General features: G+C 45.1%; 15 protein-coding genes and 1 pseudogene. 2 read left to right on the forward strand and 14 right to left on the reverse strand.

Annotated features, from left to right (window positions below; genetic code table 11):
- Positions 1–6: 6 nt before the first annotated feature.
- From E4V70_RS00560 to E4V70_RS00570, 3 genes and pseudogenes are all read right to left on the reverse strand, one after another.
- On the reverse strand, positions 7–2,184 hold the full coding sequence (locus tag E4V70_RS00560) for a TonB-dependent receptor (protein WP_122862975.1): 2,178 nt from the start codon (positions 2,182–2,184) through the stop codon (positions 7–9).
- Between the two features lie 198 nt (positions 2,185–2,382).
- Positions 2,383–4,545: a TonB-dependent receptor gene (locus E4V70_RS00565; protein ID WP_122862976.1), complete on the reverse strand. Its 2,163-nt coding sequence runs from the start codon at positions 4,543–4,545 to the stop codon at positions 2,383–2,385.
- 382 nt (positions 4,546–4,927) lie between these two features.
- Positions 4,928–7,127: pseudogene (locus E4V70_RS00570) on the reverse strand (TonB-dependent receptor).
- Positions 7,128–7,357: 230 nt separating this feature from the next.
- Here E4V70_RS00570 and E4V70_RS00575 point away from each other — a divergent pair.
- Both E4V70_RS00575 and E4V70_RS00580 read left to right on the forward strand, forming a co-directional pair.
- Complete coding sequence (locus tag E4V70_RS00575) at positions 7,358–8,518, forward strand: FtsW/RodA/SpoVE family cell cycle protein (protein ID WP_122862977.1); 1,161 nt, start codon at positions 7,358–7,360, stop codon at positions 8,516–8,518.
- A gap of 169 nt (positions 8,519–8,687) precedes the next feature.
- Positions 8,688–9,725, forward strand: a complete 1,038-nt coding sequence (locus tag E4V70_RS00580; RefSeq protein ID WP_414973866.1) for a UDP-N-acetylglucosamine--N-acetylmuramyl-(pentapeptide) pyrophosphoryl-undecaprenol N-acetylglucosamine transferase — start codon at positions 8,688–8,690, stop codon at positions 9,723–9,725.
- 123 nt (positions 9,726–9,848) lie between these two features.
- Here the strand turns inward: E4V70_RS00580 and E4V70_RS00585 are convergent, their stop codons facing one another.
- The 11 genes from E4V70_RS00585 to E4V70_RS00635 all read right to left on the reverse strand — a co-directional run bounded on the left by E4V70_RS00585 (position 9,849) and on the right by E4V70_RS00635 (position 20,461).
- Positions 9,849–10,565: an imidazole glycerol phosphate synthase gene (locus E4V70_RS00585; protein ID WP_122862978.1), complete on the reverse strand. Its 717-nt coding sequence runs from the start codon at positions 10,563–10,565 to the stop codon at positions 9,849–9,851.
- Entirely contained in the window at positions 10,562–11,068 is a 507-nt protein-coding gene (locus E4V70_RS00590; RefSeq protein WP_122862979.1) for a PAS domain-containing protein, read from the reverse strand. The genes E4V70_RS00585 and E4V70_RS00590 overlap by 4 nt, the downstream gene beginning before the upstream one ends.
- 244 nt (positions 11,069–11,312) lie before the next feature.
- Positions 11,313–13,166 (reverse strand): molecular chaperone HtpG, encoded by a 1,854-nt coding sequence (gene htpG, locus E4V70_RS00595; RefSeq protein WP_122862980.1) that lies wholly within the window; start codon positions 13,164–13,166, stop codon positions 11,313–11,315.
- Positions 13,167–13,380: 214 nt separating this feature from the next.
- Positions 13,381–14,229, reverse strand: coding sequence for a hypothetical protein (locus tag E4V70_RS10855; protein WP_232037790.1), 849 nt, complete (start codon positions 14,227–14,229; stop codon positions 13,381–13,383).
- 223 nt (positions 14,230–14,452) lie between these two features.
- Positions 14,453–15,349, reverse strand: a complete 897-nt coding sequence (locus tag E4V70_RS00605; protein WP_122862981.1) for a hypothetical protein — start codon at positions 15,347–15,349, stop codon at positions 14,453–14,455.
- Positions 15,350–15,500: 151 nt separating this feature from the next.
- The gene (locus E4V70_RS00610) at positions 15,501–16,187 is read right to left on the reverse strand and encodes a lysophospholipid acyltransferase family protein (RefSeq protein WP_122862982.1); all 687 of its coding nucleotides are present in this window, start codon (positions 16,185–16,187) and stop codon (positions 15,501–15,503) included.
- Positions 16,174–17,526, reverse strand: a complete 1,353-nt coding sequence (locus tag E4V70_RS00615) for an SH3 domain-containing protein (RefSeq protein WP_122862983.1) — start codon at positions 17,524–17,526, stop codon at positions 16,174–16,176. Before E4V70_RS00615 ends, E4V70_RS00610 begins: the two co-directional genes overlap by 14 nt.
- On the reverse strand, positions 17,520–18,185 hold the full coding sequence (purQ, locus tag E4V70_RS00620) for a phosphoribosylformylglycinamidine synthase subunit PurQ (protein WP_122862984.1): 666 nt from the start codon (positions 18,183–18,185) through the stop codon (positions 17,520–17,522). The genes E4V70_RS00615 and purQ overlap by 7 nt, the downstream gene beginning before the upstream one ends.
- Positions 18,182–18,442, reverse strand: coding sequence for a phosphoribosylformylglycinamidine synthase subunit PurS (purS, locus tag E4V70_RS00625; protein WP_122862985.1), 261 nt, complete (start codon positions 18,440–18,442; stop codon positions 18,182–18,184). Before purS ends, purQ begins: the two co-directional genes overlap by 4 nt.
- A 1-nt stretch (position 18,443) precedes the next feature.
- Positions 18,444–19,160 (reverse strand): phosphoribosylaminoimidazolesuccinocarboxamide synthase, encoded by a 717-nt coding sequence (gene purC, locus E4V70_RS00630; protein WP_122862986.1) that lies wholly within the window; start codon positions 19,158–19,160, stop codon positions 18,444–18,446.
- A gap of 11 nt (positions 19,161–19,171) precedes the next feature.
- Entirely contained in the window at positions 19,172–20,461 is a 1,290-nt protein-coding gene (locus E4V70_RS00635) for a S41 family peptidase (protein ID WP_390886753.1), read from the reverse strand.
- Positions 20,462–20,586 lie beyond the last annotated feature (125 nt).

Raw genomic sequence — 20,586 nt, forward strand, 5'->3', positions numbered from 1 at the left:
AAAATATTAAAATTTAACCTGCGCTGAAAGCATAAACGTCCTGCTCTGCCCCAAGAAAAGCATCGTATTGTTGCTGCTTCCGTCCACGCTTCCAGGCATCATGCTAATCCAATGCTTCTTATCAAATACGTTATTTACGTTAAATCGCAGTATTGTTTCCTTACCGATCGCTTTGGTGCTATACCTTACGCCCAAATCGGTGAGAAAATATCCGTCCACGTCGTGAGTGTTGGTCTCGTCCACGTATTGCTTGCCGGAGTAGTGAAAATTCGTGCTAAACGCGAGTTTATTCGTATTTGGCACGGTGTAATCGAGCAATAAATTCGCGCGAAATTTAGGCTGACCGATCATAAATTTATTTTCCGCATAAGCGTTTTTGGCGCCTTTTAGCCTTGCATCAAGCAGCATAAAACCGCCGAACGCGCTTAAATTTTCGGTAAGCTTTCCGCCCGCGGTTATCTCAAAACCTTGATTTACCTGCTTGCCTTGCTCGGAAAATTCCGTATATCCGCCTGCGCCCACGCTCTCATAAGCTATCGGTCTTTCAATCCTAAAAAGTGCGGTTGAGACGTCGGTCTCGCCTATGCGAGCCTTTGCGCCGATTTCGTATTGTTTGCTTCTGGTTGGATCAAGATAAACCGTTTCGCCGTATTTTGGGTGTCCTACGGGATAAGTGTAAGAATATCCGACATTGATGCTATCGGCGTAGGTTGCGTAAAAACTAATATCCTCGTTTGGCTTATAGATGAGGCTTGCGGCGTAGCTATTGCCGTCTTTTGAGTAGTTTTTCTTTTTCACTCCCGCAGCGCTTATACTCTGGCTTTTAAACCATGACTTAGAAACCGATAAAAGCGTGCTAAAGTGCTCGTTAAACGCGATCTCGTCGGCAATTGAAACGTTATTCATATCGCTTGAGCCGCTTTTTCTCTTTGCGCCGCCGCCTTGTCTAAAATTCGGATTTTGTAAAGGCGAGGGATTGTAGATATTTGACGTTCCGATGTTGCCCGATTGTGCTCTATTAGGCCTAGAATACGATATCCAGTGAAAGCCGTTTGCCGCGATACCAAAGTCGTGCTTTAAAAAGCCCGTTTCAAATTTACCCAAAGCCTTAGCAAAATAGCTACGCAGATCACTTGGGCCGCCGCCGTCTTTTTCGCCGTAGTTCACGCGATAATCGCCGTTTGAGTTTATAAACGTGTTTCGCGCGGTATTCATATTGCGGTTAGACCAGTACCAGTGGTAGCCGCCTTCAAAATTCCAATCGTCGTTTAGCTCGTATTTTAGCTTCGCGCTAGCTGTTTTTACCGTGAGAATGCTACCTGCAAACGGTTGTCCGAGGCCTTTTTTGTTACTTTTAACCGGGCTTGGCACATCGAAATTTAGCACGCCGTTCCTAGAACCTACGCTAAAGCTGGTAGCAAGCCCATACATATCGTGCTCGAAATAGCTGTAATTGGTCTCCAGCGTTAGCGCGTCGGTCAAATAAAAATCAAGTCCTAGGCTTGCAAATTTTCTTCTATACACGCTATCTTTAACCTGCCTTTGCCCGTCACCGTAATAAACCACACTGCGATAGCCGACTTTTTCAAATTTATCCGAAGTATCGAGCCCCCAGCCTAAATTTCCGCGAGAGACGTAATCTGCGAAAATAATATGCTGCGACGGTACGGGGCGCTTTCTAACATAGTTAAATATACCGCTTGGCGACTGGCCGCCGTAGAGTGAGCCTGCGAGGCCGTTTTGCACCTGCATTGTCTCAAAGGCCACCATTGGGATCGAGATCATCGGCATTACATAAAAGCCGTCCCAGAGCATATTGCCCACGACTCCGGCTTGAAATCCGCGAGTTTCTGGGCGAGCTATTTCGGGGCCAAACCGATACTGAAGCTGCGCCGAAGGAAAAAATTTTATGAGATCGGCGGGCTGCTGAGCGATTTGATTATCCATCAGCTCACGCGTAACGGTGTTTATCTGGTACGGCATATTTTGGATCTTTTTGCCTGCCAGCGGACCACTCACCGCCTCTTTGTTTAAAATTCCTTCATCGATACCGCTTTGAGAGATGCTATATGAGCCGCCTCGAACTTCGACGGCATCGAGCTTGACGGTTTCGGCCGCCGTCAAATTTAGCGCCGCGCAGGCAAACAAACTAGCGCAAGCGGCGATAGAAATATGATTTTTCACAAAAACTCCTTCTTGGGATTTTGATTTAAATTTTTAAAAATACGAAATATCCTTAAAAATTTAAATTTGCTTACTATGAGCGATATTTTTAAAATTCAACCTTGCCCTTAATCGCTTAATATAATTCTTGAAGCCGAATTTCTAAATTCGACTTCAAGATTTTATAAAACCATATCAATAGATAGGCTATTTCAAATTTTAAAATTTAACCTCGGCTGATAGCATAAACGTTCTGCTCTGTCCCAAAAATAAGCTAGCGCCCGTGCCGTTACTAGTTCCGTCGATATTTGACGGGAACATTCCGACCCAGTATCTTTTATCAAATACGTTATTTACGTTAAATCTTAGCGTAGTTTGCTTGCCTAGCCACTCTTTGGTCACGTAGCGGATGCCAAGATCGGTCGTAAAGTATGCAGGCACGGCATTTACGTTGCGCTGATCGGCGTAGCGTTTGCCCGTGTAGTGTAAATTTGCGCTTAGGGCTAGCTTGTTTGTATTTGGCACGACGTAGTCAAAGAGTAAATTTGACTGAACTTTGGGTTCGCCGACCACGATCTTGCCCTGCGCGTAGGCTTGTTTTGCCTTTTTTAGCTTCGGCTGTATTAGCGCGACGCCGCCCATTACGCTAAGATCGTTTGTAATCTTGCCTCCTGCGGTAAACTCTAGGCCTCTATTTACCTGCTCGCCTTGGATACTATACTCGTTGTTGTCGCCTAGATAGGCTATCGGGCGTTTTATCTCAAAAAGCGCCGTAGATAGGTCGATATCCTCTATCCTGGCTTTTGCGCCGATCTCGTATTGCTTGCTTCTAAACGGCTTTAAAACGACCGTTTCGCCGTATCTTGGATTGGTTCTTTCGTAGGTGTAGCTTGAGCCTGCTTGCAAGCTGTCTGCATATGTGAAGTATAGGCTTACGTTTTCTACCGGGCGGTAAATAAAGCTCGCCGCATAGCTAGTGCCGCTCTCGTCGTACGTTTTTACGCCCGTTTGCTTATTTTTGTCCTCAAAGTTGCTTCTAGCCGCGCTTAAAATGACGCTAAAGTAGTCGTTTAGCTTTATATCGTCGGCGATAGTTAGGTTTTTCATAGTGCCTTGACTGCTTTTATAAGCCCCGCTGCCTTTTGCTACGCCCGGATTTGAAAAAGTTTTTGGATTATATAAATTCGAGTTACCCAAATTTGCTCTTCCGCCTGCGGTTTTAGCGCCGTATATCGTCCATATGTATCCGTTTGCCTGCACGCCGAAGTTATGCTCTATACCGAACGTCTCAAACTCGGTCGTAGCTTTAGCAAACCAGCTTTGTACGTCAAACCTGCTTGCCGCGCCGTTTCCTCCGCTAGCCGCTACGCTAAAATCTCCGTTTTGATTCGTAAAAGTTTTGCTCGTACCGTACATATCGCGGATGGCTTTTTGCCACTGATAGCCACCCTCGAAATACCAACGCTCGGTCGGAGCGTATTTAAATTTAACGCTAGCGGTCGTAGTTTTTAGGTCGCTTCCTGCCCACTCTTGCTCTAGGCCCGCTTTCGTATTTTTTGTAGCGTCCGGTATAGCAAAGTTTAAAACACCGTTTCTACCCGGCACCGAAAAGCCGCCGGGCATTCCAAGCATTTTGTGTTTGTAGTAGCTAAAATTCGTCTCGATGGTAAAATTTTCGGTTAGATAAAAATCAAGCCCTAGGCTAGCTAAATTTCTTTCGTAGTCGCTATTTTTAGCTTGCTTTGCGCCGTCGCTCTTGTAAAACACGCCTCGGTAGCCGACGTACTGAAATCTATCCGAAGTATCCCAGCCTATACCGAAATTTGACCTACTCGTATAATCGGCCCAAAACGTGTTTGAAAACGGCACCGGACGTTTTCTAGTGTAGTTAAAGATGCCCGCCGGATCTTGTCCGCCGTAAAGCGAGCCTGCAAGACCGTTTTGTATCTGAAGCCCCTCAAACATATACATAGGTATGGCCGTAGTAGAGACCGAGTAAAAGCCGTCCCAAAGTACGTTACCGACGACTGAGCCCTGAAAGCCGCGAGTCTGCGGACGGCCTACCTCGATGCCGCCTCTAGTTTGGATTTGCGCTGAAGGAAAATACTTCACCGCATCCTCAAAACCGGCCACGCCTTGATGGTTCATAGCCTCAATCGACATCGTGTTTACCTGATAAGGCATATCAAGCACCTTTTTGCCCGCTAGCGGACCGCTGGCGACGCCTTTGTTTAGTATGCCTTCGCTGATACCGCTCTCGCTGATATTATCGCCGACGCTGTTTACCTCGACCTCCTGAAGCTTGACCGTATCGGCTGCGTTTGCTTGTGCTGCAAATAGCGCTAAAACCGCACATGCGGCAACTGAAATTTTAACTTTCATTTATACCTCTTTGTAAAGTATTAAAATATTTATTTTTATATTTAAGTAAGCCGATGTTACATCTTATTACCTTAATATGCAATTTATATGTAATATATTTTTTAAATTTAATGAATTTATGTTTACTCTTATGGATGCGTTTGGTTAAATTTATTTTTTGTGAAATTTGAGAAAATAAGGACGTGCGTTTGAAAGTAGTGTTGTAAGATAAATTTTATATCAAGAAGCGTTGCAAATTTGAATGTAAGGCAATAAAGTAAAGTATCGCGAGACGGCTTTGATGGTTGCGAAGAAAATTTTCTACCGAAGATAGAACACGTAGTTCATCAAGGGAGATTTCAAGCTCCGTTAAAGACGCTCGCGAGACAAGCCTTAAATCAAATTAAAATTTGACTTCGGCTGACAGCATAAACATCCTACTCTCGCCCAGGCTTAGCCCGTTAGCTACGCCAAGAACGCTAGCGCTGGTGCCTGCGCCGTCAGCGCTTGCAGGATACATACCCGCCCAGTATTTTTTGTTAAATACGTTATTTACGTTAAAGCGCAAAGTGGTTTGCTTGCCTAGCATCGCGCGGCTAACGTATCTCACGCCAAGATCGGTGACGAAAAAGCTAGGCGTAGCCTGTGTGTTTAGATCGTCGATATACATCTTGCTCGTGTAGTGGAAATTTGCTCTAAATGCGAGCTTTTCGGTATTTGCAACGACGTAGTCAAATAGCAAATTCGAATTTAGTTTAGGCACGCCGTTTACGACCTTGCCGTTTGCGCCTTTTAGTAGCGGATTTTTAAATTTAGAATTTATAAGCGTAAAGCCGCCTAGAACGCTTAAATTTGAGGTGATTTTGCCGCCGCTCATAAACTCAAATCCCGTGTTTACCTGCTCGCCTTGTACATCGTATTTGCCGCTACTGCCGACATAGGCGATAGGGCGCTGTATCCTAAATACCGCCGAGCTAAAGTCGATTTCGTTTATGCGAGCTTTGGCGCCTATTTCGTATTGTTTCGAGCGATACGGTTTTAGCGTGCTGGTCGTGCCGTCGGCGTTCGTGCCGGTGCCGCCTTGTTGCAAGCTATCGGCAAAGGTAAAATACGTGCTGACGTTTTCGACCGTCTTATAAACCAAGCTCGCACCGTAGCTAAGGCCTGATTCGTCGTATTTAGTCACGATAGGCTTTAGCTGTCTTTGCGTCGCGGTTATGGCCGGGCGAGTGCGCTCTTTTATCCAGCTGTTTGAGAGGCTTAAAAGCAAGCTAAAGTTATCGTTTATCGTGATATCGTCTAGCACGGAGATATTTTTCATATCGGTCGTGCTTAGTTTATATAAATTCGAGCCTTTTTTTGAGTTTGGATGCGGGAAAATTTTAGGATCGTTGATATTTGCCGAGCCGGCTTTCGTCGTCGTGCTTAAATTTGAGTAGCGATACTGCACGTATCTATATCCGTTTGCCTGCACGCTAAAGTTATGGTTTAGCCCCCAGGTATCAAAGTCCGTGACCGCCTTTAGATAGCCGCTAGGTAGATCAAATCTATACGCCGCGGTCGCTCCGCCGCTGTGATAGGTATCGTAATTGCCGTTTTTATCGGTGATTCTATTTACGACGCTGTGTATATGTCGATCGGCTCGCTGGAACTGATATCCGCCTTCAAAATACCAATCCTCGCTCGGAGCGTATTTAAATTTAGCGCTAGCCGTCGTCGTTTTTAGATTCATACCGCCGTATAGCTGACCAAGTCCGGGAGTTTTGTTATCTACGGGATCAGGCAGCTTTAGGTCGTTTCTGATCATGCCGTCTTTTACGTAAAGCGCAAAAAGTCCCGCAAATCCGTGAGTGTTGTGCTCGTAGTAGCTAGCCGCAGTCTCAAACGTAAGCGACTCGGTCGGATAAAACTCGAGCGTGAGGCTGGCTAGGCGGCGCTGGTAGTTGCTGCCTTTTACCTGTTTCGCGCCGTCCGAGCCGTATACGACCGCGCGGTAGCCTACCTTGTCAAATTTCATCGAGCTATCCACGCCTAAGCCGAAGTGCTCGCGCGAAGCGTAGTCCGCCCAGATGCTGTGCTCGTTATATACCGGGCGTTTTCTCGTGTAGTTAAAGACGCCGACCGGATTTTGCGGGCCGTAAAGCGAGCCGGCAAGACCGTTTTGTATCTGCAAACTCTCAAACATAGCCATCGGGATCGCCGTAGTCGAGATAGCGTAAAAACCGTCCCAAAAAACGTTGCCCACGACGCTGCCTTCAAAGCCGCAAGTTTGCGGACGACCGACCGTGGTGCCGCCTCTCATCTGCACTTGCGCGGACGGGAAGTACTTCACCGCCTCCTCAAAGCCGGTCACGCCCTGGTGATTCATCGTTTCTTTCGTGATCGTGCTTATCTGATACGGCGTATCTAGTACCTTTTTACCGGCTAGGATCCCGTTTTTGCACGTTTTTGGTTAGGATGCCTTCGCTGATACCGCTCTCGCTGATGTTATCGCCGACGCTATTTATCTCGACGCCTTCTAGCTTAACCGTATCGGCGGCGTTCGCCTGCGCCGTAAATAGCGCCAAAACCGCACATGCGGCAACTGAAAATTTAACTCTCATTTAGACTCCTTTTTAGTTTTATGCTACATTTGCATAACGCGCGTATGTTACAAACCATTTACTTAATACTAAGTTAAAATTATATATTGATATAATTTATATTATTATATTTTTAATTTTTTTCAGGCGATTTTTTAGCTAAATTTGAAATTTATGAACGCCCGATTAACATCTTTGTAAGCCATATTTAAGTAGAATCGCCCATTAAATTTAACTCGGGAAAGGAAAAAATGCAGGCGGATAAGTGGATATTTTACTCTTGCGTCGCGCTCATTACTATCGGTATCGTTTTTTCGCTCTCCTTGCCCGTTTTTACCGTGCTTTTCTTCAACTACGATCCTTATCATTTTTTCATCAGACAACTTGTCGTTGGGGCGATCGGGATATTTTTAATGTGGGGCATCTCGCGGCTTGACCCTGACAAATCCATGGTCTGGATCGGCTTTTGTCTATTTGGCTTTTGCGCTATCGCTATGGGAGCTATGCACGCGCTGCCTAGCTCGCTAGTCACCGATGCGGGCGGAGCCAAGCGCTGGATACGCTTGCCTGGCTTTTCTCTAGCGCCGGTGGAGTTTTTTAAGATCGGTTTCGTTTACTTTTTAGCATGGAGTTTCGCGCGCAAGATCGACGGTAGCAAAAAGAGCCTAAAGCAGGAATTTAAGCTCATTTTGCCTTATATGTTTTTGTTTTTGATAGCCGTTTATCTTATCGCCATCCTTCAAAACGACCTCGGTCAAGTCGTCGTTTTGGCGCTTACGCTCATCGTTATGATGCTTTTTGCCGGCACTAGCAAGCGGCTTTTCGTCATTGGCATGGCGGGCGCTTCGGTGCTTGCTATCGTGGCTATTTTTACGTCGGAACACCGCATATTACGTATAAAGTCATGGTGGGGCACGGTGCAAAATATGGTTCTTTCGCTTATGCCCGAAAGTATGGCAAATATGTTTCGCGTCGAGGGCGTGCCGGAGCCCTATCAGATCTCGCACTCGCTAAATGCCATAAAGCACGGCGGATTTTTCGGCGAGGGGCTAGGAGCTGGCGTGTTTAAGCTCGGATTTTTGAGCGAAGTGCACACGGACTTCGTACTTGCCGGTATCGCCGAGGAGGTTGGGGTGCTGGGGATACTCATCATCACGTCGCTTCTTTTGATTTTGCTTTTCCGCATCTTTCGCGTATCCTCAAGGAGCGAAAACAAAGTCTACCACCTCTTTACGCTCGGCGTCGGACTTCTCATATCGTTTTCGTTCATCATGAACTCATACGGCATCACCTCGATCACGCCTATCAAGGGCATCGCCGTGCCGTTTCTAAGCTACGGCGGCAGCTCGATCCTAGCGCTTTGCATAGGGGTCGGCATGGTGCTGATGGTGAGTAAAAAAGTAAAAGATTGAGCTTAAATTTGACTTGCGGCACGGTAAGGCAAATTTGAGCATTCTAAATTTAAACGGCAAGGAGTAAAATTTGACGCCTGAAAATTTAAAAGACAAAGTGCAAAATTTAGCTGAAATTTCACCGTCAAATTTGACTAGCGACGAAGCCCAAAACAAAGCTGTAGGCAGTCTGCAAAACGGCACTATCGTAATCTGCGGCGGCGGCACTGGCGGACACCTGGCTGTCGCAAAAGCCTTAAACGAAGAACTGGTATCGCGCGGATGTAGGACGATATTTGTAGGATCCAGTAGCGGACAGGACAAGATGTGGTTTGAAAACGACGCCGCATTTAGCGAGAAATTTTTCCTGCCCAGCAGCGGAGTTGTAAATAAAAAAGGACTAGGCAAGCTTTTTTCGCTTTTTAATATCCTAAATTTAGCCTTTAAATGCCGAAAAATCTTTAAGACCCAAGGCGTAAAAGCCGTCGTTAGCGTGGGCGGATACAGTGCGGCGCCTGCTGCATTTGCGGCGATTATATCGCGCAGGCCGCTTTTTATCCATGAGCAAAACGCCGTGATCGGCAATCTAAACAAGCTCCTAAAACCGCTCGCAAAGGGCTTTTTTAGCTCGTATTTTAAACCTGTGTTTAGCTATCCCGTAGCGGAGAGATTTTTTAGCTCGGCTAGGCTTCGCAGCGAGCTAAAAACGGTGATATTTTTAGGCGGTTCGCAGGGTGCGGCGGCGATAAATTCGTTAGCCTTAAAGCTGGCTCCCGTTTTTAAAGAAAAAGGCGTAAAAATCATCCATCAATGCGGAAAAAACGCGCTTGAGAGCTTGCAAGGGGAGTATAAAAAGCTTGGTCTTAGCGGCGATGAGCTCGAACTTTTTGACTTTGATCCCAAAATAGAGCTTAAGATGAGCCGTGCCGATCTAGCGATAAGCCGCGCAGGGGCGGGTACGCTGTGGGAACTCACGGCAAATGCGCTACCTAGCGTATTTGTGCCTTATCCTTACGCCGCAAACAACCATCAGGTATTTAATGCGAAATTTCTCGTGGATCAAAATTTGGCCAAATTTTGCTTTCAAAAAGGCGGCGAGATCGATGCGGATGAGATGCTAAATTTGATAAACGAGATGGATATAGCGCAAATTTCAAGCAAGCTTTCTGGGCAGATAGATAACGGCGGCGCGGGAAAAATAGCGGATGAAATTTTAAAAGATATTTAAATTTACGGCAGAGCGTTAAATTTAAATATCTATTGGATTAATGCAAATTTGAAAACATGATTAAATTTGCCGCAGTTTAATCGCGCTAAATTTATAAAAAAATAACACAAAAAAACAAAAAGATTAGTTTATAAAATCATCTTTCAGCTCTCGCAGCTCGTAAACTAGATAGTGATACACGAGCTCGCCGGTTTGCAGGCTTTGACCGCTAAAAACCGGTTCTATCATCGCCGCGATCTTATCGCAAACGCTGATTATCTCGGCTAAAAGGAGCTGATCGCCTCTGCTTTTTGCTAAAAAAACAGAATAAAGTAAAAATTTATACGCCATCTTAAACTCGCCCAAAATCACGTTTGAGATGATGCTAGCCTGCATTTTTAGTAGTTTATCTAGTCTTGATTGCGCTTTGAGCAGCTCGGCTAGTTGCGTCTTTACGGCGCGCAGACGAGCCGCGTCTTTGTCAAAGAAGCTTCGTCTTTTGTATTTTTGCATGATGGCGCTTTGAGCTTGTAAAAGCTCGGTTATATCCTTGATGTTTTTCGCAGCGACTTGGAGTTTTTGATTTGCCGCCGTGCTTATGCCATTTTTCTCGCTTTTTAGCGATATCTCTAGTAGTATCTGCGAGAGATAGGCGCTGACGTTAGCATAGTAGTCCTCATCATCAAAAACGGCCGAAAAATATCCGCTAGCCTTTGTCCCTCGCTCTTTGACCGCGCTTGCTAGAGCGCTAAACTGTGCGGCGCTCATGATCGCTTCTTGCGGTTTGATGTCCATTTTTTCAAGCTCGTTAAGCTCGTTTTTTAGCTTAATTATATCGCCCGAGATAGGATGCTGCCTCATATCTGTCCTCGCTGAAGTTTATGTACTAGCTCGTCGTAGCTGACGCCGGCACCGGCTAAAATTTGTCCCAGCAGCTTACCGGAAGTCTCCATGCCGCCGCTTTTTTCAGCCTCAAGCAGCCGTCTATATACGCCTTCGATAAATTTGACGCCTTCTGGATTTGGTTTGCGGCGGACGGAGTAGTAGCCGATGATCTCGCCGTTAGCGTCTAGCGAAGCCGTAATGTTAGCAAATACCCAGTAAAAGCCGCCGTCAAAGCTCTTGTTTTTAACGAACGCAAAGATTTCCTTCTTCGCCTTGATATGCTCCCACAGCAGCTTAAACACGATGCGCGGCATATCGGGGTGCCTGATGATGTTGTGCGGCTTGTGCAAAAGCTGCTCTTGCGTAGCGCCGACGATCTTTAAAAACGGCTGATTGCAGTAGGTTATCCTGCCCTTTAGGTCGGTTTTTGATACGATAAAATCTTCTTCTTTTACGAAATATTCTTTATTCTCGTTCACTTTATACCTTAAATTTTTCGGAAATTATAACAAAATATTACGCAAATGTAGCTTACTAGCCTTTTTAAATTTGGTATTCGGCGAGCATGACAAGCGTCTTTTGGGTCAAATTTGACGCCGTAAATTTAAGGGTAGGGCGAGCGGATTTTGCCATGTAGATTTGAGTGGGATCTTAAAACTCGGCGGCAAATTTAACTCCGCCGCCGAACCGAAAATAAAATTTAAGCCCAAAAAAGGCTTAAATTTAGATCGCTTTTAACAAAATTTTAGTTAGCTTTTTGCTAAACGCCGACGGATCGTCGATCGCGACACCTTCGTTTAGCTTAGCCATATCCAAAAGCAGCTCCGCCGCGTCATATATCATCGCCTCGTTTTGAGAGAGTTTTTCAAAGAGCTCGTGCTTTGGATTTATCTCCAGTATCGGCAAAATTTTACCCGCACTATGCCCCATCTGCTTGAGCATCATCTGCGTAGCGTAGTCCGGATCGTTTTTATCATAGACGATGACGGCGGGGCTTTGGCTTAGGCGCGAGCTTAGCTTCACGTCCTTGACCTCGTCTTTTAGTATCTCTTTCATCTTAGCTAGCAGCGCAGCGAATTTATCCTCGTCGGCTTGGCTTTTTTCAGACTTGATCTCGGCGTCGATATCGGTATGATTTACCGCTTTCATCGGCGTTTTATCGTAGTCTTGGACCATCGGCATGACGATAGAGTCTATCTCCTCGTCCATGATGAGTACTTCTATCCCTTCAGCCTTAAAGCTCTCTAAGAGCGGCGAATTTCTTAGCATCGTTTCGTTGTTTCCGCTGATGTAGTAGATCGATTTTTGACCGTCTTTCATCGCGTCTTTGTACTCTTTTAGGCTGACTAGTCCCTCGCGTTTGCTTGATTTAAAGAGGCAAAGGTCTAAAATTTGCTCCTTTTCGCTGTTAAATCCGTAAAGCCCCTCTTTGATCACCTTGCCGAATATTTTATAAAATTTGATATATTTTTCTCTATCTTTTTCTTTTAGCTTGGCTAGTTCGCCCAGGATTTTCTTAACACTTTGCTCCTTGACGCTGCGCATTATGCTGTTTTCTTGCAGGATTTCGCGGCTGACGTTTAGCGGCAAATCCTCAACGTCAATGATACCGCGGACAAATCTAAGATATGGCGGCAGCATCTCTTTGGCGTCGTCGCTGATAAATACGCTTTTGACGTAGAGTTTCACGCCGCTTTGATAATCCACGCGAAATAGATCGAACGGCTCGCTAGCCGGCACGAAAAATAGGGTAGTGTACTCGATCTTGCCCTCGGCTTTGGTATGCACGCAGAGTAGCGGATCTTCGCTGTCGTGCGAGATTTGCTTATAAAAGTCGTTGTAATCGGCGTCTTTTAACGCGCTTTTACTCATTTCCCAAAGTGCGGAAGCCTTATTTATCTGCACGTTTTTGGTCTCGTACGAGCCCTCTTTTTCGCCCTCTTTAGGTGCTACGTACTCTTCTTTATCCGCAAATATCGGATACGGGATGTGGTTAGAGTATTTTTTTACGATGTTTTCTATGCGGTAGGACTCGGCAAACTCGTCGTCTTTTAGATAAAGCGTGATCGAGGTGCCGTGGCTATCTTTTTGCGCGGGCGAGATCTCGTAGGTTTTCGCATCCGAGCTCCACATGAAGGCCTCTTCGCAAAGCGCCTTTTTGCTCACGACTTCGATCTTGTCCGCAACCATAAATGCCGAATAAAACCCGACGCCAAACTGTCCGATGAGTGCGCTATCTTTTTTAGCTTGGCCGCTTAGTTTGTCCAAAAAGCCCTTCGTACCGCTTCTAGCGATGGTGCCGAGGTTGTTTATCAGTTCGTTTTTGTCCATACCGATGCCGTTATCGCTGATCGTTAGCGTCTTTTTGTCCTTGTCTATTTTGATATCGATTCGCGGGGAGTAACTTAGACTTTTGTATGCGTCGTCCGTGAGGCATAGGTAGTTTAGCTTATCTAGCGCATCGCTCGCGTTTGAGATGAGCTCGCGCAAAAATATCTCTTTGTTCGAGTAAAGCGAGTGTATCATCAAATTTAACAGCTCGTTTACCTCGGTTTGAAATTCAAATTTTTCGCTCATTTTTTGTCCTTTGTTTTTAAATTTTTTAGCAGATTATAGCACAAGGTGCTAAGAATATCTTTAAACTTGATACGATTACTATCAACTAATCTAAAATTTGTTTCTCAAATTTGACTCGCGGTTGAGGCTAAAATTTGATGTTTGCTTGGACGGTAAATTCTGTCAAATTTGGGATTTGGATTTTTAAATTTTGACGACCGGTTTTTAAAATCGACTAAAATTTAAGCTTCAAAACCTCCGTCGCTTCGTAAAATTTAGCCTTTTTTCTTAAAAACTCGCACTCGCCCGCCCGCTCGCAAAGTCCGTTTTCTAGCAGAAATTTGACCGCCTCGGCGTTATCAAGCGCCAAATTCGTCTCTATAAAAAATCTAAGCCCGCCTTTGTTAAGCTCTTTTAAGCTTTTAATTTTTAAAAACTCCTCGAAATATCTCATTTTCTCGCGGTAAAATTCCCTAAATTTCACGCTTTTTCCAAACTGCGCCGCCTTTAAATTTACAGCCTCGCCAAACTTTAAAGTAGCGCCGTTTTCATAAGTAAAGGAGCGCATATTGACCGCGATTTGCAGCGCGATCTCCCTCATATCGGCGTTCATGCTAAGCAGCTCTTTAAAAATCCCAAAGCCGTCCACGCCGTAAATGCAGCTTAAAACAAATTTATCATTTGCATCCGCTCCGTGCCTAACCAGTAGCTTTACGAGGCGGATGATGTCAGCTTCGCTAAGATTGGACTTTTGTCCTGAGGGAAGCGGCGTCAGTAGCAAAGCGGAGTTGCAAATAGGGCTAGCAACGACGGTTTTGTAGTTTAGATCGGGCTTAAATTCGAGCGCTTTTTCTATCCGCTCAAAGTCGATTTTGCCCGTGTTATATATTTTAGCGTTAAATATAAAAGGCGTAAAAAGGCGGTCACAATACTCGCCCAGCTCGTCGTTTACGCGGTGCGGGTTTTGCCGCAAAAAATCCAAAATTTGGTCAAGCCCCGCATCTATCTGCTCGCTCGTAGCGTTTTCGTCGTAGAAAACCCTAAAATCAGGCACGGATTTTGGCTGCTCGCAAATTTTGACCACTTCGTCTTAATCTAGCGCAAAAAGCGGCGCAAATAAAAAGAGCAGGGCGAGCGGCAAAAATCGTAAAGAAATTTTCATCATCCATCCTTAAATTTACATACGCCGCAGTAAAATTTGAGTCTAAATCCAGCGGACTAAATTTGAAGCGGTAAATTTAACGTAGGCCGTCTTGTTTAAATTTGCCCTTAAATTTAGCTTCATGCCGCTTGCTTACCGCGTTATGCTATCTAACTTCGTTTATCAGCTTTAGGCTCTCTTTTGCATCGTAACGGGTCGCGTACTTTTTGAGATTTTCGCACGAAGTTTGTAAATTTTCTTGCTTGCAAACGCCGTTTTTTAGCAGAAACTTAACCATATCCTCGCTATCTAAGATCGCGGCTAGTTTTGTAAAAACTTCCAGTTCTTTAGCCTCAAATTTGCTAAGCGGCTCAAATTTTAGCAGCTCCTCGAGGTAGCGCATTTTATCGCGGTAAAACTCGGTAAATTTTGCGGTTTTTGCAAACTGCCTTATTTTTGGATCAAGCGGAGCGTTTGCGATCGGCGAGGCGCCGTTTTGACCCATAAAAATAGCCATCCCGCCAACCACGCAAAGCATCGTTTCTTTGTTGCCGCGCGCGCCTTTGCTAAGAAGGTGGCTAAAAATCTCAAACGCTTCGGCATTGCAAGCCGTGCGCAAAAGCTCGGGCGAGCCGATATCCGCGCCGTTTGCTACGAGCAGGTCGATGAGTCGTATTGCTTCTTTTTGATCGAATTTATATTTGCCGTTAGGATCTATGCCAAGCGCTATAACCGCGTCAATAGGCGTGAAAATCATAAATTTGTAGTTAAGACCTGGCTTAAATTTGAGTACTTTTTCTATGCATTCAAAGTCGAATTTGCCCGTTTTTATGATTTTTAAGTTGTAGATAAACGGCGAAAAAAGACGGTCGTTAAATTCGCCGTATTCGTCGTTTATGCGGTGCGGGTTTTGCGATAAAAACTCCAAAATTTGATCAAGACCCGCGTCTATTTGCTCGCTCCTAGCGTTTTCGTCATAAAAAATCTCAAAACGAGGCTCCGGCAAATTTAAAGCAAATAAAATTTGAGCTAAAACCATAAATATAACGGCGTACTTTTTCATAAATCCTCCTAAATTTACGGCTTTTACGAGGCGGTCAAATTTAGCTAGCGGATTTAAGGGCTAAATTTGCTCGCGGTAAATCTGGTTCAAATTTTAGCTGAAAAGTTCGTCAAATTTACGCGTGAGGCAAAATTTACGATAAAGCAACGCTTTAAATCGCCGCTTTTTGCCTCTCGTTATCTAGCGTTTCTTGCATTTTCGCCCTTGCGTTTTCTAGCCACTCGGGCTCGGCGGTGTCGATGAGATCTAGGCAGATGATTTTGATTTTGCCGTTTTTAAAGCTAAAATTTTTTACATCCAAGATATCCGAACCCGCGATCACGATGGGCTGGATTTTTAGATTTAGCTTGTCGACGATGATTTTCGCACCGCCTTTAAACGGCAAAAGCTCCTTTGAGTGCGAGCGCGTTCCTTCTGGGAAAATCGCCAGCACGCGCCCTTTTTCGACGCGGTCCTGCGCGTCCTTTACGAGCTTGATGAGCGAGCGTTTATTCTCGCGCTCGACTGAGATCATTTGCGGCACGTGGATGATCTGTCCGATGACGGGCAGGTCGGCAATCTCTTTTTTGGCAATCCAGCAGAGATTTTTAGGATAGACTTCTTCTAAAACGACGATATCTAGCATGCTTTGGTGGTTCATGATGATCATATTTGCGCGCTCGTCAAATTTGCCGACGACTTCGAGCGAGTAAAAACCGAAAAATCGCTGACTCCTGCCCCAAAATTTCCTTACAGCGTGGATGTATTTTTTAAAAAGCCACATGAAAAACACGACCAAAAGTATGCTGATCAAAAACTCGACCGCGAAATACGCGGCCTTTATCCTAGAAAATATCATCTTTTTTCACCCAGCCTATCTTGCCGTCGTCTAGTAAAATTTTGACGTAATCCTCGCGTTCGCCGAGGATCTCGACCTTTTCCTCCGCTTTTGAGGTATAAAATACGCTCGAGTTTTGCGTAGGTAAAATTTTTACGTTTATATTTTGCCTTAGCGTCGCGCCGCCAAACGGGTTGTAGCTGTAAAGGATATAAGCTCCAAGGCCGACTACCACGACGAGGAATATCGCATCGCGCTTAAACAAAAACGTGATCAAAAATATACCAAAAAGCGCGTAAACTCCGATATTTTTGTAAATTTCAAATTTGCTTTGCTTTGGATTTAGTCCGATTTGCGTGCTGATCTCGTCGTCCTCCACGACTACCGGGAGCGAAAAGCTAACGAAATCTTTTTTAGATAGACTAAAGTAGTTAAAATCTATCGAGGTTTTTTCGGGCGAAAATATTGCGAAATAATATCCGCTTTGCGCGTCAAATTCGCCGCTCGTGGAGTCCACGCCTTGTTTGATGATGTCCTTATCCTCGATGAAAAAGTCCGCGATGTTGCCTTTTTGCGCATTTACTTCGACGATCATGATGAGATTTTTGTCGTCAAATTTGTTGGTTTTGTATTTTTTGACTTCGAGATTTTGGGCGACGACGTGGTTGTATTTCTCGCCGCTTTTTAGCGCTACGATTTTAGGTAGCGAAAGCGTCAAATTTGCCGTCTGGAAAAACTCGCCGTTGCGCTTTAAATTTACCGTGATTTTTGGGTTTTGCACGGCTTGAGCGGAGGCCTCGGCGTAAATTTGAGCCTTATAAACGCCCTTGCCGTCGTTATCCCAGCGTAAATTTGAGCTTAGCCATTTTAGGTTTTCGGTTTCGGGCAAGATGGTTTGCAAATCTACCGCGATATTATCCTGGATATCGACCGAGAGCGTAAAGCTAAAAATTTGTCCGACGTAGACTTGCTTGGGCGCATTTAGAGCCTTGATGATGATATCGTTTGGCTGCACGCGCTCGTATAGTTGGCTGTCTTTTAAATTTAACTCAGGTTCGTTCGTAGGAGCGATATTTTGCGGGATAGGCTGGCGCAGATGCGTGCCGCCTTGGTTGCTTACGGTTTGGCTTTGCGCTGCGGGGGTTCTGTTTTGAGTAGCCGCGCTTTGTGTCTGGGCAGGAGTTCTATTTTGCGCGCTTGGCGCTTTGTTTTGTAAATTTGGCTTTTGTGCGGGCGTTTGCGGAGCAGGCTTGATCACTTTTTGGCTTTGCTCGTCGCCCATCATATCAAATACGCTAGGCTCGGTGGCTGTGCAAGCTAAAACAAATATAGTAAAAAAGGCTAAAAAGGGCTTTAGCAAACTAGCCCTTTTAGCATCTTTAATCCATCGTCCGTACCCAAAAACTTCTCGCAGGCGCGCTCTGGGTGAGGCATGAGACCGAATATCTTTTTGTTCTTATCGCAAATTCCAGCCACCTCGTCGACCGAGCCGTTTGGATTTAGCGCGGCGCCGTTTGCGTCGCAGTATTTTAGCAGGACCTGATCGTTGTCGTAGAGACCTTTTAACGTCGTCTCGTCGGCGTAAAAGTTACCCTCGCCGTGAGCGATCGGGATGTTTACGATCTCGCCTACGCTTAAATTTGAGAGAAATTTATTTGCGTTAGAGATCACTTTTAGGTGGTGGTATTTTGAGATGAAGCTTAAATTTTCGTTTCGTCTCATTGCGCCCACGAGTAGTTTTAGCTCGCACAGCATCTGAAATCCGTTGCAAATTCCAAGCACGTATCCGCCTTTTTGGGCGTGTTTTACGACTGCACTCATCGCAGGGCTAAATTTAGCGATAGCTGCCGTGCGTAGGTAGTCGCCGTAGCTAAACCCGCCCGGAAGCACGATAAGATCGGCATTTATCTCGCTTTCTTTATGCCAGATTATCTGCGTTTGGCAACCCAAAAGCTCAAAGGCATACTTTGTATCTTGCTCGCAGTTCGTGCCTGGAAACAAAACGATGGCGACTTTCATTTTGCGCTCTCACATTTGTCGTTCAAATTTATCTCGTAGTCCTCTATGACGGTGTTTGCGAGCAACTCTTCGCACATTTTGGTGAGCTCCTTGCGCGCTTCGTCTTTGCTTGCGGCGTTTACATCCAGCACGATTTGTTTGCCTATTCGCACGCCGCTTACGTTGTTAAATCCAAGCGAGCCGAGTGCATGCTCGACGGCCTTTCCTTGCGGGTCTAAAACGCCGTTTTTTAGGGATACGTTGATAATAGCTTTCATTTTAAACCTTAGATAAAATTCTTTTTAAAACTTCTTCGTAGGCGACTTTTACGTTGCCAAGATCCTGACGGAATCTATCTTTATCGAGTTTTTCGTTCGTAGTCGCGTCCCAAAAGCGGCAGCTATCCGGACTGATCTCGTCTGCTAGAAGGATATTTCCGTCCTTATCGACGCCAAATTCCACTTTAAAATCGACTAATTTTAAGTTTCTGTCTGCGAAAAATTTAAAGAGGATAGCGTTTATCTCGCGACCCATATGCTTTAGTCTGTCAAGGTCGTTTTCGCTCTTAACTAAGCCCATGATTAGGCAGTGTTCGTCGTTTACGAGCGGATCGTGCAGGTCGTCGTTTTTGTAGTAAAACTCTACCAATGGAAACGACAAAACCGTGCCTTCTTTTATCGCAAGGCGCTTTGTTAGCGAGCCGGTAGCGATGTTTCTCACGACCACTTCAAGCGGGATGATTTCGCATTTTTTCACGAGCTGTTCGGTGTCGCTTAGAGTTTCGACCAGGTGAGTCGGTATGCCTTTTTCTTTTAAAAGATTAAAAAGCTGCGTCGAAATTTTGTTATTTAGCGCGCCCTTGCCGGCTTCATTGCCTCTTTTTTGCGCATCAAAGGCGGTTAGGTCGTCCTTAAATTCCGCTATTAGCAAGTTCGCATCGTCCGTTGCGAACATCTTTTTTCCCTTACCCTCGTAGATCAGCTCTTTTTTTTGCATTTTTGCACTCCTTATTTTAGCTGTAAAATTTTGATCGCGTCAATCGCCGATTTTAGCTGTATATCGTCGTTTACGTTAGCCTCGGTTATTATAGTCTTATTATCCGTGATTTTCGTAGAGTTTTTGTCGCTATTTGCGTCTATTTTGCTCAGTTCGTTGGTTAGGTGTTTTTTTAGTTCGCTCTCTTTTATAGAAAAGGCATTTTCGTCATGCTGAGGCACTTTACCAGGAAATACGATAATATCAGGCTCCACGCCCGTTGCTTGTATAGTGCGGCCGCTAGGCAGATAGTAGCGAGCTATCGTTAGGCGGATAGCCTCTTTGTCATCGACTGGCAGGATGATCTGCACGCTACCTTTACCGAACGTCTTTTCACCGATAACAACGGCTCGTTTGTGGTCTTGTAGCGATCCGCTCACGATCTCGCTCGCGCTCGCGCTTCCACCGTTAACTAGCACCGCAAGCGGTAAATTTGTGATTTTATTTGCTCTCGCGGCTTTAAATTCGCTATTTTCGCTCTCGTTTCTGCCCTTTTGAGATACGATCACACCGTTATCTATAAACAAATTCGTCAGTCCGACCGCTTGGTTTAAAAGTCCGCCCGGGTTGTTTCGAAGGTCAAGGATGATGCCTTCCGCTTTTGGATATTTTTTGATAAATTCCTCTGCCTTTTCGGTTACGTGCTTATCAAAATTCGTCACGCGAAGATAGAGGATGTTGTCTTTTTCGATCATCTTTGCGTAAACGGACTCGACCGAGATGATGTCGCGCACGAGCTTCACGTCAAACGGTTTTTGCTCGCCTTTTCGCACGATAGTTATCGTGATAGGCGTCTTTGGTTTGCCGCGCATTTTATTTACCGCTTCGTCTATGGTAGTGCCTAGAGTCGCGTTTCCGTCGATGCGAAGTATGATGTCGCCGCTTTTTATGCCGGCTTTATCCGCAGGCGTATTTTCGATAGGCGAGATGACGGTTAGCGCGCCGTCTTTCATACCGACCGTGATGCCAAGGCCGCCAAATTCCCCGTTTGTCTGCACTTGCATATCTTTAAACGCCTTTTCGTTTAAAAATCCGGAATGTGCGTCGAGGTTGTTCAAAAGCCCCTCTATAGCTTTATCCACGATCTCTTTAAACTGTAAATCATCAACATAGTATTTTTCGATAGTAGAAATGGTTTTTGTAAGTTTTGAGAGCGATTGTAGTTTAGAATTTGAGCCGTCCTCGGTGGCTTTAGCATTTAAATTTGCGCTAAAAACCGCTCCGAAAATCATCGCGCCCGCAACGCTCGAAAACAAAAACATCTTTTTTTTATTCAAAGTTAATCTCCTGCCTTTTTAGTGGGGGTATTTTAGTTAAATTTGCCTAAAAATAGGATAAAAGATTTAATAAAATTTAATTTTATTTCGTAAGTATTTATATTGTATCA

Origin of the sequence: Campylobacter showae (genome assembly GCF_900699785.1) — a bacterium.
GTDB classification, from domain to species: Bacteria; Campylobacterota; Campylobacteria; order Campylobacterales; family Campylobacteraceae; genus Campylobacter_A; species Campylobacter_A showae_D.

Coding starts and splice junctions, on each gene's coding strand:
- E4V70_RS00575 (WP_122862977.1), top strand. CDS start 7,358: ATGCAGGCGGATAAGTGGATATTTTACTCTTGCGTCGCGCTCATTACT.
- E4V70_RS00585 (WP_122862978.1), bottom strand. CDS start 10,565: ATGAGGCAGCATCCTATCTCGGGCGATATAATTAAGCTAAAAAACGAG.
- E4V70_RS00605 (WP_122862981.1), bottom strand. CDS start 15,349: ATGAAAAAGTACGCCGTTATATTTATGGTTTTAGCTCAAATTTTATTT.
- E4V70_RS00565 (WP_122862976.1), bottom strand. CDS start 4,545: ATGAAAGTTAAAATTTCAGTTGCCGCATGTGCGGTTTTAGCGCTATTT.
- E4V70_RS00635 (WP_390886753.1), bottom strand. CDS start 20,461: ATGTTTTTGTTTTCGAGCGTTGCGGGCGCGATGATTTTCGGAGCGGTT.
- purQ (WP_122862984.1), bottom strand. CDS start 18,185: ATGAAAGTCGCCATCGTTTTGTTTCCAGGCACGAACTGCGAGCAAGAT.
- htpG (WP_122862980.1), bottom strand. CDS start 13,166: ATGAGCGAAAAATTTGAATTTCAAACCGAGGTAAACGAGCTGTTAAAT.
- purS (WP_122862985.1), bottom strand. CDS start 18,442: ATGAAAGCTATTATCAACGTATCCCTAAAAAACGGCGTTTTAGACCCG.
- E4V70_RS00610 (WP_122862982.1), bottom strand. CDS start 16,187: ATGATATTTTCTAGGATAAAGGCCGCGTATTTCGCGGTCGAGTTTTTG.
- purC (WP_122862986.1), bottom strand. CDS start 19,160: ATGCAAAAAAAAGAGCTGATCTACGAGGGTAAGGGAAAAAAGATGTTC.